This window comes from Candidatus Binatia bacterium, assembly GCA_026415395.1.
Lineage (GTDB): Bacteria > Desulfobacterota > Binatia > HRBIN30 > HRBIN30 > HRBIN30.
This window is the reverse complement of record JAOAHD010000002.1, coordinates 443568-459657: the sequence shown is the minus strand read 5'-3', so window position 1 is coordinate 459657 and position 16090 is coordinate 443568. Positions and strand designations below refer to the sequence as shown.

The following is a 16090-nucleotide window of genomic DNA, read 5'->3' as shown; positions in this document are numbered from 1 at the left end:
ATGAGCCTTCAAGCTCGTTTTATTTGCGGACTGGTCATTTTTTGTATTCTCGCGCCCCGCGGCGCTGCCTGGGGACAGGAAGCCGACCCATGGCAAGGGTTCAATCGGGCGATTTTCACTTTTAACGATACGCTCGACAGCTACGTGCTCGAGCCAATCGCTAAGGCCTGGCATCGGGCGATTCCTGATCGCGTCGAGCAATCGATCGCCAACGTGTTTCAGAATGCCTACACGCCGATTGTGGCGGCGAACAATCTTCTGCAAGCGAAGCCGCACGACGCAGCCGTCGATGTTGCTCGCTTCATCGCAAACACAACCTTCGGCGTTGTCGGCGTGTTCGACGTGGCCAGCCAATGGGGTCTCGATAAGCACGACGAAGACTTCGGGCAAACTCTCGCCGTGTGGGGGGTTCCGGCCGGACCGTACCTGGTTCTCCCTTTCATCGGGCCTTCTACGCCGCGCGATGCGCTTGGTTACGGGGTGGATTCGATTGCGACGGTGTACTGGTTCTTTGCCGACATCCGCTTCACGATTGGTCCGCAAACCGTGCAAGTGGTGAACAGCCGCGCCCAGGTTCTGGATGCGGTGAGGGAGCTGAAAGAAGCTTCGCTGGACTACTATGCTGCAGTACGGAATGCCTACTTGCAGCGGCGCGCCCGCCAAATTCGAAACGAGCGGGAAGATTCGGGGCCAGGCGAAGATTTCTACCGGATCGAGGAGTGAGCGATGAACGTTGTGCGAAGGCGCTTGTGGTTCGTGGCCGGCCTAACCGTGTCTGCCGTTACGGTTCTGAGCACCTTCCCAGCAACCTCTGCTCTTGCCCAGGAAACGCCGCGGCAAGTGATCGAACAAACGGCCGACGCAGTGCTCGCCGTGCTTCGCGATTCGTCCCGGACCAGCGAGCAAAAGCGCCAGCAGATCGAAGAGATCGCCTCAGCGCGCTTCGATTTCGATACCGTTTCCAAGCTGGTCTTGGCGCGCAACTGGAAGCGGCTGTCGCCTGAACAGCAAAGCCGCTTTGTCAAGGAGTTCCGTAAACACCTCTCGCTCACCTATGGGCGCAACGTGGATCAATACAACAACGAGCGCGCGGAGGTCGTCGGGGAACGACAGGAGCCAGACGGCGATTGGACCGTCAAAACCCGCATCCTCCGACCGCAAGGAGGCGAACCGATCGCCGTAGACTACCGGCTGCGAAAGCTTGGCAACCAGTGGAAAGTCATCGATGTGATCATCGAGGGGACGAGCTTGGTGGCCAACTTTCGCTCACAGTTCCAGGAAATCGTGAGCCGTGACGGGCCGGAAAAACTCATCCAACTCCTGGAAGAGAAAAACGCGCGGGGAGAGCCGATCGGCCAGCCCCCGGGCACGCGAAGCTAGGTGTGCTCCCCGGTAGGCAACGACCCGAATGGGATCACTCGGAGGCAACGCGCGCAACTGGCGCCTGTTCGTTTGCCAACAAGTTGCGCAGGTAACGAGCGGTCGCCGAACGTTCGACGTCCAACACCTCAGCAATTGTTCCCATCGCAACCACCTCTCCGCCGGCATCGCCGCCACCAGGGCCAAGGTCGATGATCCAATCGGCTTCCTTCACGATGTCCAAGTTGTGCTCAATCGTGACCACTGTGTGCCCCCGGTCCACCAGCCGGTGCAGCAGCTCGATGAGGCGTTCAATGTCGGCAAAATGGAGCCCAGTGGTGGGCTCGTCGAGTACGTAGAGCGTGGGCGCCACGCTCGACTTCGCCAGCTCATAAGCCAACTTCAGTCGCTGCGCCTCTCCTCCCGAAACCGTATTGCTGCCCTGGCCAAGGGTCAGGTAACCGAGACCCAAGTCGCGCATGAGCGCCAACGTTGAACTGATCCCTGGCACCGCAGCGAAAAATTGCGCCGCGTCCTCGATCGTCATTGCCAAGACATCGGCGATGGTCTTGCCGTGATAGCGTACGGCGAGCGTTTCCTCGTTGTACCGCTGTCCGCCACATCCGTCGCAGGTCACAAACACATCGGGCAAGAAGGCCATTTGCATGCGGATGCGACCTTGGCCGCCACATTGCTCGCACCGGCCGCCCGGCACGTTGAAGCTAAAGCGGCTTGCGGTGTAGCCACGCACACGCGCGTCGGGGGTACCGGCAAACAACTTGCGGATGGCATCGAAAACGCCCACGTACGAGGCGGGGATCGACCGTGGAGTGCGGCCAATCGGTGTCTGGTCGACCTCGACCACGCGCGTGATTCCCTCGCAGACAATTTTCCGGTAGCGACCCGGCGGTGCCGCAACCAAGCCGAGCTGGCGCCGCAGCCCACGGTACAACACGTCACGGACCAGCGTCGACTTCCCGGAACCGGATACCCCTGTCACGCAAGTCCAGGCACCCACCGGAATGTCGACATCGATGTTCCGCAAGTTGTGCTCGGACGCGCCGCGGACTTGGATGCGCGGGAGAGCGCTGACGTCGCGGACCGGTCCGATGCGGCGGCGCGACATGCCGAGGAATCTTCCTGTCAGAGATTGGGGAATCCGTCGCAGTTGCGTCGGCGGTGCTACGGCCACCACTTCCCCACCGTGGGTCCCGGCGCCAGGGCCTAAATCCACGACCAAGTCCGCGGCCTCGATGGTCGCCTCGTCGTGCTCCACCACGATGACGGTGTTGCCGCGGTCCCGCAACTGCCGCAAGGCACCAAGCAAACGGTCGTTGTCCGCCGGATGCAAGCCAATGGTGGGCTCGTCGAGGATGTAACAGACACCACGAAGATTTGAGCCCAACTGCGCCGCCAGTCGAATCCGCTGCGCTTCACCCCCAGAAAGCGTATCCGCACTGCGGTCCAACGTGAGGTAGCCGAGGCCAACCGCAGCCAGGAACTCGAGACGCGGGAAGATTTCCTTCAATGCGGCGCTCGCAATTTGCTGCTCGCGGGCACCGACCGGAATTCTCGCGAGCGCAGAACGAGCGGCCGACACCGACAGCGCTGTCCATTCCCAGATCGCCTGCCCGTGCCAGCGCACCGCTCGGGCACGCGCATGAAGGCGACTCCCACCACACTCGCTGCACGGACGCTCGCGCAAAAGGCCGGCCAGAACATCGCTTTCCTCCCCCTTCGCGACCGCGAAGGTTCGCAACACCGCCAGCAAACTACCGTCGCCCTCTCCCATAATCTCCCGCCACTGCGCTCGCGTCAGTTGCCCCGCAGGTGCCCGCCAAATCTCGCGATGTTTCTGCCCCCACCGCTGACAGGCACGCCATAACGCCTCGTCCGTTTCCTGAAACAGATTTTTCAACGCCACACCCACTGCCGTCGCGCTGGGGAGGGCGTGCTCCAGATCGAAGTCCACGAGGCTGCCTGCTCCAAAACATTTCGGACAAGCCCCCCGCTTGCTGTTGAAGGAAAACATGCGCGGGTCGAGCGGCTCATACCCCAGCCCACATTCCGAACAATAAAGGTGCTCGCTGAGCACATGCTCCGCGCCATCGCGCACGGCAATCAACGTGCCTGCCCCGTACCGAAGGGCAGTTTCCACAGCGTCGTGCACCTGCCGGACGGCGTTGCCAGCGAGCTCGGCAATCACAATGTCGATGTCGTGATCCTTAAAGCGTTCGAGCGGCTGAACCTGCCGAAAGTCGATCCACTGCCCGTCCACCCGATAGCGTGAGAAGCCCGCGCGGTGCGCTTTCGTGAACAACGCGCGATAGGATCCCTTGCGTCCCCGCACCACTGGGGCCAGCAAGGTCAGAGGCCCAGAGCGTAACCACTGGCGCACACGTGACTCGATTTGCGATCGGCTCAAGGTCGACAGAGGCCGTTCGCACTGCACGCAATGTTGCACGCCCAGCTTGGCATAAAGGAGGCGCAGGTAATGGTAGACTTCGGTCATCGTCGCCACCGTCGACCACTTCCCGCCCCGGCTGAGCCGCTGCTCGATGGCGACGGTTGGAGGAATGCCGGTAACAAGATCGACATTGGGCCGCGGCAGTACGCCGACAAACTGGCGCGCGTACGTGGAGAGGCTGTCCACGTACCGATGTTGGCCCTCTGCATAGAGAATGTCGAAGGCCAGGGTCGACTTTCCCGATCCACTCAGGCCAGTGATGACGATCCATTGATCGCGGGGCAGCTCGAGGTGAATGTTTTTCAAGTTGTGCTCCCGCGCTCCGACAACGCAAATCTGTCCGCGCCGCTGTGGCACCGCGGCACTTTCTTTGCGCACCAGCGCGTAGGAAGAAGGTGCCTCCGCAACCGCGGAGGATAACCCTTGCAGCGCCTGCCGCAAAAAAGGTGCAGTCGGTGAACCCTCGGTCCGAGCAACGTCTTCTGGCGTACCTTCCGCAAGCACGTAACCGCCCGCTTCGCCCCCCGCGGGCCCGAGGTCGATCACCCAGTCAGCACACTTCACGACCTCCATGTTGTGTTCCACGACCAGCAACGAATGACCCGCATCCACCAAGCGCTGCAGCGCTGCCAACAGCCGGTCCACGTCGCCCAAGTGCAATCCGATCGTCGGTTCATCGAGGATGTACAGCGTGTGCGGAGCACTCCGTTGACTAAGGGCGGCGGCCAACTTCAGGCGCTGCGCCTCTCCTCCGGAGAGCGTGTTCAACGGCTGCCCTAAGGGCAGATAATCGAGACCGACATCGCACAATGGTTGCAACCGCGCTTGCACGGTGGGCTCGTCGGCAAAGAACTGCAGCGCCTCGGCAGCGGTGAGCTGTAAGACCTCAGAGATGTTCTTGCCACGATATTGGATCTCAAGCACTTCCGGGACGAAGCGCTTGCCACCGCACTCGCTGCACGGCAGGTAGACGTCGGACAGGAACTGCATCTCGACCTTCTCGAATCCCTCCCCTTTGCAAGTGCGGCATGCACCGACGCCGGTACTCAAAGCAAACGCCCTGGCATCGTAACCGCGTAAAGCGGCCAACGGCGTTGCGGCAAAGAGATTCCGAAAGCTTTCGAAGGCCCCCACGTACGAGGCCACCACGGATCGCGGGGTCGTCCCCACCGGCGCTTGATCCACCAACACCACCGCCCGAATCCGCTCGACGCCATCGATGCCATCGTGCGCACCCGGGCGCTCTCCTGACTTCCCCAAGTGCCGCATCAAGGCGCGATACAAGATGTCCTCAACCAAGGTCGACTTTCCCGAACCGGACACCCCTGTGACACACACGAAGCGTGCAAGGGGAATCCGCACGGTGATGTTCTTCAAATTGTGCTCTCGAGCCCCGCGCACGGTGAGCGACAAATCCGGCAAGATCTTCCGGCGTTTGGGGGGAATCGGAATCGAACGCCGACCAGCCAGAAAGGCGCCCGTGCTCGAGCGCTGCGAGCGCAGCAATCCTGCCACCGGGCCCGTGTACACAACGCGTCCGCCCTGCCGGCCTGCACCCGGCCCCAAGTCGATCACGTGGTCGGCCGACCGGATAATCTCCGGGTCGTGCTCCACCACGACTACGGTATTCTCCTTGGCCACCAGCTCCTTCAGAATCTGCACCAGTCGGCGGCTGTCGCGCGGATGCAGTCCTACCGAGGGTTCGTCAAGGATGTACAAGGTGTTCACCAGCGAGGAGCCGACAGCGGTGGTCAAGTCCACCCGCGCGAGCTCCCCGCCTGAGAGCGTGCGCGACGGCCGATCCAAGGTCAGATAGCCCAATCCGACCTCGCGGAGATAACGCAGCCGCTGTTGGATTTCGCGGAGAACCATCCGCGCCACTTCGTCGCCCGAACCGGAGAACTCCAATGAGCCGAAGAACCCGTGCGCCTCGTCTACGCTCATCCGTTGCACATCCACGAGGGTTCGTCCGGCGATGCGATACCACGTTGCCTCAGGCTTCAGTCGACCGCCGCGACACGCTGGACACAACCGATAACTGCGGTAGCGCGACAGGAACACACGCACGTGCATCTTGTAGGTGCGTCCCTCGAGCCAACGGAACCAGCCTTTGACGCCGAAGAATTGGTCGTCACCTTCGATGACTAAGTTGCGCTGCTCGGGGGTGAGCTCTCGCCACGGTCGGTGCAAGGGAATCTTGCGCCGCACACAAAAGGCTTCCAACTCGCTGCGCTCCCATTCGGTCGACTTGGTCGTCCACGGCTTAATCGCCCCCTCCTCGATCGACAGGCTGTCGTTCGGAATGACCAAGTCCAAGTCGACATCGATAATCCGCCCAAACCCGCGGCACTGTTCGCAAGCACCCAACGGGCTATTGAACGAAAACAAATTGGGCACCGGTTCCCGAACTTTCCGCTGACATTGCGGGCACTCCCGTTCACTCGAATAGCGAACCACGCGGAGCGAATTTTCCAGGTACGCCACGCACATGCGCCCCCTGCCCCAGCGAAACGCCTGCTCCACCGAATCCGCCAGTCGCGAATTGTCGCGCAGAGGCAGGCTCAAGCGGTCTACGATGACAAAAAGTGAAGAAGCCACTGGCTCCTCTACCTCTTCGAGCAAACGCACGGCATCGTTTACCAGCACCCGATGAAAGCCCGAGGCTTGCAGGCCAGCCCTGGCTTCCTCCCAAGGTAAATCGGGTGCCAGGGGAGTTTCGAACCCAACCAGGAACCGTGTGCCATCGGGGTTCTTCAAAATTTCGGCCACCACCTCGTCAGCCGTGATCGGTTGCATCGAGACCCCGCACTCGGGGCAATAGGGTACCGCTAGCTTAGCCCAGAAGAGTTTCAGGTGATCGTGCAACTCGGTCATGGTCCCTACCGTGGAGCGGGTGGTTTTGACCGTGTTGCCTTGGGTGATGGCGATTGCCGGCAAAATCCCTTCCACGCGCTCGGCGCAGGGCTTGTCCATGCGCTCCAAGAACTGCCGCGTGTAGGCGGAAAAGGTCTCCACGTAGCGGCGCTGGCCTTCCGCGTAAAGCACATCGAAAGCAAGCGACGATTTGCCAGAACCCGACGGCCCGGTAATCACCGTCAGGGCGTTCACAGGTATGTCGATGTCGATGTGTTGCAGGTTGTTTTGAAACGCACCGACAACGCGAATGAAGGAGTCCGCCATGACTTACTGGAACCACAAATGTTACACGAGGGAATCCAGGGGCGCCACTAGCCGCGCTCTCTGTTAAGCCAGGGAGCGGCAGCGCTTGCTTCACAACTGCAGCGCTTGCAACTCGACAAACTCTTCCAATCCGTACTTGCCCAACTCGCGACCCAATCCGGACTGTTTGAAACCGCCAAACGGTGCCAATGGGTTGTAACGTCCACCATTGACAGAGACCTGACCAGCGCGAATTCTCCCCGCTACTCGCTGCGCGCGTTCTGCGTCCCGCGACCAAACCGCCGCTGCCAGCCCATAGATCGTATCGTTCGCCAGCCGGACGGCGTCTTCCTCATCCTTAAATGACAAAACACATAACACGGGGCCGAAAATTTCCTCGCGCGCAATGGTCATTTGTGGGGTTACGTCGGCAAACACCGTGGGCCGCACGAAATAGCCGCGTGGACATTCCTCAGGAGGCTCCACGCCACCCGTCACCAGTCGAGCCCCTTCTGCAATCCCTGACCGGATGTAATTCCGCACCCGCTCCCGCTGCGCAGCCGAAACCAGCGGGCCAAGCTTGGTGCGGTCGTCGAACGGATCCCCAACCACAAAACGCTCCGCTGCCGCCCGCGCCAGTTCCACCGCTTCCTGGTAACGATCCGCGGGCACCAACAAACGGCTCAAGGCGTTGCAACTTTGGCCGGAGTTCAAAAAGCACTCGTTCACACAAGACTGCACGGCCCTCCCAAGATCGGCGTCTTCCAGCACGACGCACGGGCTTTTGCCGCCCAACTCTAGAGTGAGGCGCTTCACGCTGCGCACTGCCAACTCCGCCACCCGTTTCCCCGCCCGCGTCGATCCCGTGAACGACACTAAATCCACGCCAGGATGCTGCGCGAGCGCCTCGCCAACCACCGGGCCGTAGCCCGTGACCACGTTAAGCACCCCTGGGGGGAGCCCCACTGCTTCACACGCCTCAGCCAATGAAAATGCCGTCAACGGAGCGAGTTCGCTGGGCTTGAGCACCACCGTGCAACCAGCGGCCAGCGCCGCCGCAACTTTGCACACTGCCTGGTGCAACGGGTAGTTCCACGGCGTAATTGCTGCCACCACACCAACGGGCTGCCGCAAAACAATGGAGTTGCCCACGCGCTCTTCCCAAACATGGCTTCGAGCCAGCTCAGCGTAGGAGCGCAACACGACCTGCGGGAGACCAGCTTGAATCGCTCGCGAAAGCTTCAGGGGCATGCCCACTTCAGCGGTAATCGTCTGTGCAATCGTCTCGCTGCGCGCCGCCAGTTGTTCCGCCAACGCTTCCAACAACTGCGCCCGCTCTTGTGGGGCTGTTGCCGCCCATGCCGGAAAGGCACGCATCGCCGCCTCGACGGCGCGGTCGACGTCGACCAAAGACCCCGCGGGGACGGTGGCCATGGTCTGCTCTGTGGCTGCGTGGATCACTGCGATGCGATCCCGCGTGCTGGGTTCTACCCATTGACCATTGATATAGAAGCGTTCGCGCTCCACGACACCTCGGCCCTCATTTGGCGAGTCATCTCCACCTGTCCGCGTCCTACCAACTGTACCGTACTCGGTACGTTACGCTCTTGCGGGCAGCGGCAGGCACATCCAAAACGAATTCAATCGTGCGGGCGTCCTTCTTCGCATACTTCACATCGCTGGCAGTAATCTCCCATTGCTGCGCGCGATACAAGCTCTCCAACACCCGCACCTGCACGGGTTTTTGCTTTTGGTTGCGGATCTCCACCGCGACTTCCTCCTCCAAGCGGCGCAGCTCGCTGTTTACGAGAAAATCTTTCTGCTTCCGCTCTGCAACCACATCAAACGCATTGCCCACTGGCACCACCGCTTCTTCCCCCACGGGCACGTGTTGCAGCTCCGCCTCCCCAAGAAAGCGCCAATTGTGCGCCCCGGTGGCACGCCACTCGCCTATGCGCACGACGCCTGCGGGCAAGGGTATACCCAAACGGTCTTCTTGCACATTGCGGAACCGCAGGAATACCTCGACCGGCAAAACGGTTCCCCCGCCCGGTTCCCGCTCCAGAATCGGGGCAGCACGGCCGGCGAGACTTTCCACACCACGGTTGCGGCAAACGAACTCCTGCTGGTACGGGACGCCACGAGCAGTACCCAGTGACTCGAGTCGAACGAGCGATCCCGCCACAAGCGACACCGGTCGCGGAACAGCGTACTCGTAATACTCGCCCGCGGGCTGGGCCCTGACCGCCTCCTCGCTCTTCATCATCGCAGTCGCCTCGCGCTGCCAGAGCATGGGCTGCGCTCCCTGGGCAGCGCGGTGAACCTCCCCAGCAACCAAGTACAACTGTGCTTCGCTCCACGACACCTCCGTGTGGTTTTCCACCACGAAAGCGCCTGCCAGTTCCATTCGGCCACGGTTTTCGCTGTCTCCGGCTTCGAGGGTCACCGTATACTCAGCGCGCCAACTGAGGCCTGATGTTTCATAGCGGAGCAGCACGGGCGCCTGACCGTCGCGCTCAGACTCGACTTCCCATACAACACCGGCTCGGACCGGCGCTGCGACCGAGGGATCGATCTCGACCGCGCTTACGTGGGCAAGCACATGCAGCCTTCCCTGCTCGTCGCGAACGGCTAGTTGTGGACTCACCTGCACCAGGGTGCCACTGATCCAGCGCTCCCTCCTGCCCCCTGCGAGCACCCGGACTGGTTTACCCACATAAAGGGCCACGAGGGGCTGTCCTCCACCAACACCGGAGCGAAAGGTCTGCGCCAGCGAGCGCAACCAGCCAGTCTCACCCTCGATGAGCAAACGCAGGGATCCGGCATCGACGCCGCCGGGCAAAGGCTCCAACCAAAGGCGGTTGTAGCCGGGCTGTATGCTGACGACGCGGCGTTCCTCCACCCATGCGAATCCGCCGCGTGGATCGGCACCGAGCGACGAATACACGGTGAGAATTGGCTTTCCTGGTTCGGCAAACGCCCGCCCGGCGAGGCCAACAAGCGTGATGAGGCACAGCAACCAACGTGTGTGCATCCAGACGCTCTCGCGTTGCTCAGCGTTCCAACCGCGCGCGTAAACCCGGCGGCACCGTGGCGGAAAAATCGATTCGCAGCGGTGTAATCGCCACATAACCCCGGGATACCACGGCCACGTCACCATTGTCTTCGAGCGGCTCTAGGTAGCTAAAGCGATGGCGAAAGCGGCCGGACCCGTCGGCGATAAACAGCGGGCCGTAGCGAGTGCGGGTGACGGTCGTGACCCGCCGTGGGGTGTTCAATGTCGCCTCCGCGGGAAGATTCACCGAGAATACGTCGACGGAGTCAGGAAAACCTGTTTCCCACAAAGTTCGAGCAATCTCGCTCGCGACGTGCGCAACTCGTTCCGCGCACTGGCCGACGACCGCGTTGCGCGCTTCGCCTTGGACGCCAAATGCGTCGTTGGGAATGGCCATGGAAAATGCGATGGCCGGAAGCCCGGCAATCCATCCCTCGAGCACGGCGCCAACCGTGCCGCTCGACAGCACAAAAGCAGAGCCAAAATTTAGCCCGAGGTTGATGCCCGACACAACCACGTCCGGACGCTGCCAACCCAAGGAATGAACGGCGAGATTCACGCAATCGGCGGGAGAGCCATCGACTACCGCCCAAGCAATCCCGTTGCGGCTTGTTAACTCAACAGCCACGGGGGCGAAACGTGTGATCGCTTTGCCAATCCAGCTCTTTTCCCGCGCGGGCACGACCACAGCCACATCGGCCCAGTGCGACAGGGCTTCCACGAAGGGCCCCAACGTCGGGGAATCCGCTCCATCGTCATTGGTGACCAGCAAGTGCGGCACGCATTCCCTCACAGCTCGTCTTCGACCGGCACAACGACTTCCATTTCCGTCCGGTTTTCAAAGCGCGTGTACTGCGGAAGGTAGGTTAGCTTCACAACATCTACCGGGCCATTGCGCTGCTTCCCGATGATCACTTCGGCCTCGTGTTCGTCGGCCTCTTTGTCATAAACGTACGGGCGGAAAAGGAAGAGGATCACGTCGGCGTCCTGCTCGATTGCGCCGGACTCGCGCAAGTCTGCCATGATGGGCCGCCGATCCGAGCGCGACTCCACTTGGCGGTTGAGCTGCGAGAGGGCCATCACCGGTACTTCCAGCTCTTTGGCCAGCGCTTTCAAGGAGCGAGAAATATTGGAAATTTCCTGCTCGCGGTTATCCATCCGCTCGTGCGAGCGCATCAACTGGAGATAGTCCACAATGACCAAGCCCAGCTTGGCGTCTTGCTCCCGCTTCAGTCGGCGTGCCTTGGCGCGCAACTCGAGTACCGTAAGCCCGGGGGTGTCGTCGATGTAAATGGGCAGGCGGCTCAGCCGATCTGCAGCCGCAATGATCTTCGGAAAGTCCTGTGCCGACAAGAACCCCGTGCGCAGGAGCTGGCTGTCCACACTCGCCTCGGCGCAGAGCATCCGCAATCCAAGTTGCTGCTTCGACATCTCCAAGGAAAAAATCGCCACTCCTACGTCACCCTGCTGCGCGGCGTTGACCGCCACATTGAGTGCAAACGCCGTCTTTCCCATCGAGGGGCGGGCCGCCACGATGATGAGGTCGGATGGCTGTAGACCAGCTGTGAGGCGGTCCAAGTCGAGAAACCCCGTGGGCACACCGGTAATCAGGCCCTTTCGTTCGTAGAGGCTTTCCACCGTGTGGACCGCAGTGAACATGAGGTCGTTCATCGTAACGAATTGCGGCCGCACCCGGCTTTCGGAAATCTCAAAGATCCGGTGCTCCACTTGGTCCAGAAAGTCGTCCACCTCCCCTGATCGCATCTCGTAGGCGCGCGCCGCCAGCTCGGTAGTTGCTTCGATGATCTGCCGGAGGATGGCTTTTTCGCGAACGATGCGAGCGTAGTACGCCAGGTTCGCGGCCGTCGGAACCTTGTCCGCCAGCTCCGCCAAGTACGCGGCGCCACCAACCTCATCGAGCGCCCCTTCCACCGCCAGTTCGTTGGCTAGCGTGACAACGTCAACGGGCTCGCCACGCTGACTCAAGGAGAGCATGGCGCGGAAGATTTTGCGGTGCGTCTCCCGGTAAAAATCCTGCACCCCCAAAATTTCCACGGCGCGATCGAGAGCGCGCGGGTCGAGTAAGATTCCGCCGAGGACTGATTGCTCCGCTTCGATGTTTTGCGGGGGCAACCGGCGTACATCTTCCACTCGCACTTTCATGGCGCGAGCCGCCATAGCACACCCAGGCTGCGAACGCATTGCGCCGAACGAGAATTTGATCTCACGAAAGCGCGGGTAGCGGCGCGACTTGACTTGAACACGCCAACTGCGGGATAAGCCTGCCGGCTTGTGATGGGCGCACTGGGCGGAGGCCAAGTGGATTCGCAGTCATGATTGTGCCTGGTCGCAAGGAGTAACACGGACCAGGCGTGGTGGGCATTAAGGCAAGTTCCGAACGGCTAGTTTGCACAACGAAGGGGAGCAACGTTGGAGGGCACGGAGCGATGGCTGGGCTTCGCATCGCCTTGGTGCAACTCGGCTTGGCAGCAGCCGCGGGCAATCTGATTGCCATGGGAACATTGTTGGTGGGGGCGCAGGATCGCGCGGCAGCGTTGGTCACTCTGCTGCTGCTCGCCACGATCCTGCCGTGGAGCCTTTGTGTGGGCTTGCAGAGCGTTCCTGAGGTAGGGCTCGCGTGGGAGCCGCTTCTGGAGCTCTCCACGCTGGTGTTGTTTTGGATACCGCCCACGGCGCTTCATGTGGCTTGTCGTTGGACCCATCACCAGGACTGCAACATATCTAAGCGACTGCTGCTTGCCGCTTACGTTCTAGGCGGTGCCGGTTTCCTCGCTCAACTCGGCGGGCTGATTTCCCTGGGCACTCCCGTAGACCATGGCTGGGGAGTGATGCGGAGTGGTCCCGCGGCATCGGTCCTCTTTGCCCTCCACGGGTTACTCACAGCTCTTTGTCTAGGCATAGCCGGGTACTGGTGTTGGGTACGGCTGGGCTCCACAACGCCAGACGAACAGAAGCTAGGGGCTCGGGTGTGGCTCCTGAGCGCCGTGTTGTTCTCCACTGCTGCGCTGTCGAACTACCTGGTGGCTTTCGGCTTTCCGGTTGTTCCCGCCGGCTCCCTAGGAAACGTTTTGTTTTTGTGTGTGCTGGCCTTCTTTGCGGCTCGGCACGAATTTTTGCACGTCCACCGGGAAGTCCGCCGACTGGCTGGGGCTGTATGCGGCGGCGTGCTGTGCGTGTGGATCGCCGCCAGCATCGTGATTGCTCTCGCCAGCCCACCGTTGCTGAGTGCGCGATGGGTTACCGTGGAGCTGGCGGCCGCCACTGTCGGTGGATTTGTGCTTGTGGGCTATGGCGCATTCCTGCGTTTCCGCAACCCAGTGGAAAACGGACACAACTCGGCGGAGCTGGATGAGCTGAGTTCGCCTTGGCCTGAGTTTCTCAACACACAAAAATTGCGGGCTGCAACAACTCCGGAAGAGGTGTCCCAGCTCCTGGTCGAGGCTGTGGGCCAACTCCCGTTCGTGCACGCGGCAGCTATTTACCGGCGCGCCTTGGGCGCCAAACTGTTCCGCTTGGATGCCACTCACGGTCCCCGGTTATTTTCCTTCTACGCCAGCCGCGCCGAGCTGGCATCGAACTTTCGGTCGGAGGGGAGCACCACGGTCGCCGAACTTACCGTAGCAGGTGCGGTTGCGAACGAAGAGAGCCCTTTCCGCCATCCACCGGCGCGCCTGGAACTCAGCGGGCAAAAGGCCGCGGGCGCTCGCCCTCTCACATTCGTTTCCCTACCGGTTCCGCGCCTTGGGGTGTTTGGGGGCTTCCTCGTTCTCGGTCTGGCTGACGACGATCCGCCGGCGGGCACGGTTGCCCTCCTGCAACCCCTTCCCTTGTTGCTCGCAACACTCTGGCACAATGTAGATTTGCAAAGCCGCGGCCTTCACCTGGCCTCGCTGTCGAAGGCTTCGGCTGCCGAGGGGGTGGTGGACGGCAAGCCGGCTGAGGATTCACCAATGGGTGCCGGCAAGTTCCTTCGCGCAGTCAGTTCGCGTGCGCGTCGTGAATGGCCAAGGGCTGATGACCATCCTGCGCTTCGAGCCATCGTGGGCCGGAGCCCGGCACTCCTCGAAGCAATCGAACTGCTGACCAAGGCGGCAAGGCTGTCCGTACCCGTGCTTTTGCTGGGCGAGACTGGAACGGGCAAAGAACTGTTCGCACGTGCATTGCACGCCTTGAGTCCGCGGAAAGACGAGCCCTTCCACGCGTTCAATTGCGCTACGATCCCCGAGCACCTGGCGGAAAACGAGCTGTTTGGACACGAACGGGGAGCGTACACAGGTGCCATCAGCACACATACAGGTTGGCTCGAACGTCTCTCCGGGGGCACACTGTTTCTTGACGAAGTGGCTGAGCTGTCACCCAGCTTACAGGCCAAATTTTTACGCATCCTGGAGCAGCGAGAAATCACGCGCCTGGGAAGTACCGACGTGCGCTATGTGGACATTCGCATCGTCGCAGCCACAAACCGTTCGCTAACGGATCTTGTCCGGCAGCAACTTTTTCGGGAGGATCTTTTCCATCGGCTGCAGGGTGTCGTGATCACCTTACCGCCGCTGCGTCAACGCGTAGAAGACATCCCGCTGTTAGTCGACCATTTTCGGCAACAGGTTCTCTCGGAACACGACGCACCGCGATGGTCCCCAGAGGCGACGGCTCGACTCCTCGAATACCCTTGGCCAGGCAACGTCCGCGAGCTCCGCAGCGTGATCTTTTCGCTTTCGGCACTTTGTGTCGGCGGAAGTGTGGACGCCGCCGCGGTCGACGCGGTGCTGCGCGAACGCTCCGCGTTGCCCTTGCTTTCTGCATCCGGCTCGGGTGACCCCGAGGGTTTTCGCGTCAACCTGGCACAGCCGCTCTCGCAGGCGGTGCGCGCGTACAAACTCGCCCACGTGACCGCGGCATTGCACGCTAGCCATGGCGATATCACGACCGCAGCGCGGATCATGGGAGTGACCACGAGTAACTTCCGTCGCTTGGTCCGCTCGCTCGGGATCGACCCGAGTCGGCTAAGCTCGAAGCGGCATCGCGACCCCAAGCCCAAGCATTAAGCTGGCACCGGTGAATCCCGCCGTCACGACGAACTGTGGCAGGTGTGGTCGCGCCGCTTCGCACCCAGACCGGCCGGTGTAATGGCCACGCGTCACGGACCGAAAATGCGCAGCGACTCACCCACTGCGCCCACCCGCGACCTCGTTTCGCCGGCCGACCCTGGTAATAGCCGAGGCGACGAAATTCATGGCAATCGTTGGAATCGGTGGGAACGAATCAGAAATCGCCGCGACTCCCCGTCGCTGCCGAGGGCGACTAGGTATCTCCGGAAGGCAGCCTGCGCTCGGGCCAACAGGCACTCCGGGAAATGCTTTCGCCAACCGCGGGTTCATCGCGATCGCCCGGATCACCGCACGATCGGGCTAAGGTGGTAGACCATCGCGTATACAACCACGCCGGTCACCGAGACCACGAGCCACAGGGGTAGCGTCCACCGTGCGACTTCGCGGTGCCGAGCGAAATTACCGCGCCACGCCCGCCACAGGGTGAGCATGACCAACGGCACAATTGCTGCCGAGAGTACAACGTGGACGAGAAGGACCCCAAGATAAACCAGCCGCAGCCATCCAGGGCCCTCGAAGCGAACCGATCCCACTTGCAGGTGATGGACGACGTAAGACGTAAGAAAGGCTGCCGCAAGCACGACCGCCGTCAACATCCAACCGCGGTGCCGGTCGATCTCCCGCCGCCGAATGGCACGCCAGCCGAACAGCAAGCACACGGTGGTCGCTGCATTCAAACTGGCATTCAGTGAGGGCAACAACGGCGCATGGGCACCTCCGCTTCCAGGGGCACGCCCCAGCAGCCACGCAATGGCCCCGACAACCAGGAAACTTAGCAATAGGATTATCGCCAGGGCTCCCCACTCCCGAGGTTCCCGAAGCTCGGCTCCGCCTTCCATCTTGGACATAACGCCGCCCCTTGTATCCCAGGGTTCTCCGCGACAAAAGGCGGAGCACACGACCTATCTGCCTGTGGCGCAA

The 16090-nt window shown here is 61.6% G+C and carries 9 protein-coding genes; 3 read left to right on the top strand and 6 right to left on the bottom strand.

Translation table 11 applies throughout. The features are described from left to right. The gene (locus N3C12_02475; GenBank protein MCX8071306.1) at window positions 1-723 is read left to right on the top strand and encodes a VacJ family lipoprotein; all 723 of its coding nucleotides are present in this window, start codon (window positions 1-3) and stop codon (window positions 721-723) included. Between the two features lie 3 nt (window positions 724-726). Continuing rightward, window positions 727-1380 (top strand): ABC transporter substrate-binding protein, encoded by a 654-nt coding sequence (locus N3C12_02470; GenBank protein ID MCX8071305.1) that lies wholly within the window; start codon window positions 727-729, stop codon window positions 1378-1380. Window positions 1381-1414: 34 nt separating this feature from the next. Here the strand turns inward: N3C12_02470 and uvrA are convergent, their stop codons facing one another. The 5 genes from uvrA to dnaB all read right to left on the bottom strand — a co-directional run bounded on the left by uvrA (window position 1415) and on the right by dnaB (window position 12203). Next, a complete protein-coding gene (uvrA, locus tag N3C12_02465) occupies window positions 1415-7006 on the bottom strand; it encodes an excinuclease ABC subunit UvrA (GenBank protein MCX8071304.1) in 5592 nt (1863 codons plus the stop codon). 90 nt (window positions 7007-7096) lie between these two features. Then, window positions 7097-8512: an aldehyde dehydrogenase family protein gene (locus N3C12_02460; GenBank protein MCX8071303.1), complete on the bottom strand. Its 1416-nt coding sequence runs from the start codon at window positions 8510-8512 to the stop codon at window positions 7097-7099. Between the two features lie 46 nt (window positions 8513-8558). Further along, window positions 8559-10019, bottom strand: a complete 1461-nt coding sequence (locus tag N3C12_02455; protein ID MCX8071302.1) for a DUF4139 domain-containing protein — start codon at window positions 10017-10019, stop codon at window positions 8559-8561. Between the two features lie 19 nt (window positions 10020-10038). Further along, on the bottom strand, window positions 10039-10821 hold the full coding sequence (surE, locus tag N3C12_02450) for a 5'/3'-nucleotidase SurE (protein MCX8071301.1): 783 nt from the start codon (window positions 10819-10821) through the stop codon (window positions 10039-10041). Window positions 10822-10829: 8 nt separating this feature from the next. Next, entirely contained in the window at window positions 10830-12203 is a 1374-nt protein-coding gene (dnaB, locus tag N3C12_02445; protein ID MCX8071300.1) for a replicative DNA helicase, read from the bottom strand. A gap of 284 nt (window positions 12204-12487) precedes the next feature. On the opposite strand from dnaB, the gene N3C12_02440 reads away from it, so the two are divergent. Further along, window positions 12488-15106, top strand: coding sequence for a sigma-54 dependent transcriptional regulator (locus N3C12_02440; GenBank protein MCX8071299.1), 2619 nt, complete (start codon window positions 12488-12490; stop codon window positions 15104-15106). Window positions 15107-15453: 347 nt separating this feature from the next. On the opposite strand, the gene N3C12_02435 is transcribed toward N3C12_02440, so the two are convergent. After that, window positions 15454-16017, bottom strand: a complete 564-nt coding sequence (locus tag N3C12_02435) for a DUF420 domain-containing protein (protein MCX8071298.1) — start codon at window positions 16015-16017, stop codon at window positions 15454-15456. Between the last annotated feature and the right edge of the window lie 73 nt (window positions 16018-16090).

Bases quoted from the DNA above. Each gene is read 5' to 3' on its own strand.
- N3C12_02440 (MCX8071299.1), top strand. From the start codon at position 12,488: ATGGCTGGGCTTCGCATCGCCTTGGTGCAACTCGGCTTGGCAGCAGCC.
- N3C12_02435 (MCX8071298.1), bottom strand. From the start codon at position 16,017: ATGTCCAAGATGGAAGGCGGAGCCGAGCTTCGGGAACCTCGGGAGTGG.
- N3C12_02470 (MCX8071305.1), top strand. From the start codon at position 727: ATGAACGTTGTGCGAAGGCGCTTGTGGTTCGTGGCCGGCCTAACCGTG.
- uvrA (MCX8071304.1), bottom strand. From the start codon at position 7,006: ATGGCGGACTCCTTCATTCGCGTTGTCGGTGCGTTTCAAAACAACCTG.
- dnaB (MCX8071300.1), bottom strand. From the start codon at position 12,203: ATGAAAGTGCGAGTGGAAGATGTACGCCGGTTGCCCCCGCAAAACATC.
- N3C12_02475 (MCX8071306.1), top strand. From the start codon at position 1: ATGAGCCTTCAAGCTCGTTTTATTTGCGGACTGGTCATTTTTTGTATT.
- N3C12_02455 (MCX8071302.1), bottom strand. From the start codon at position 10,019: ATGCACACACGTTGGTTGCTGTGCCTCATCACGCTTGTTGGCCTCGCC.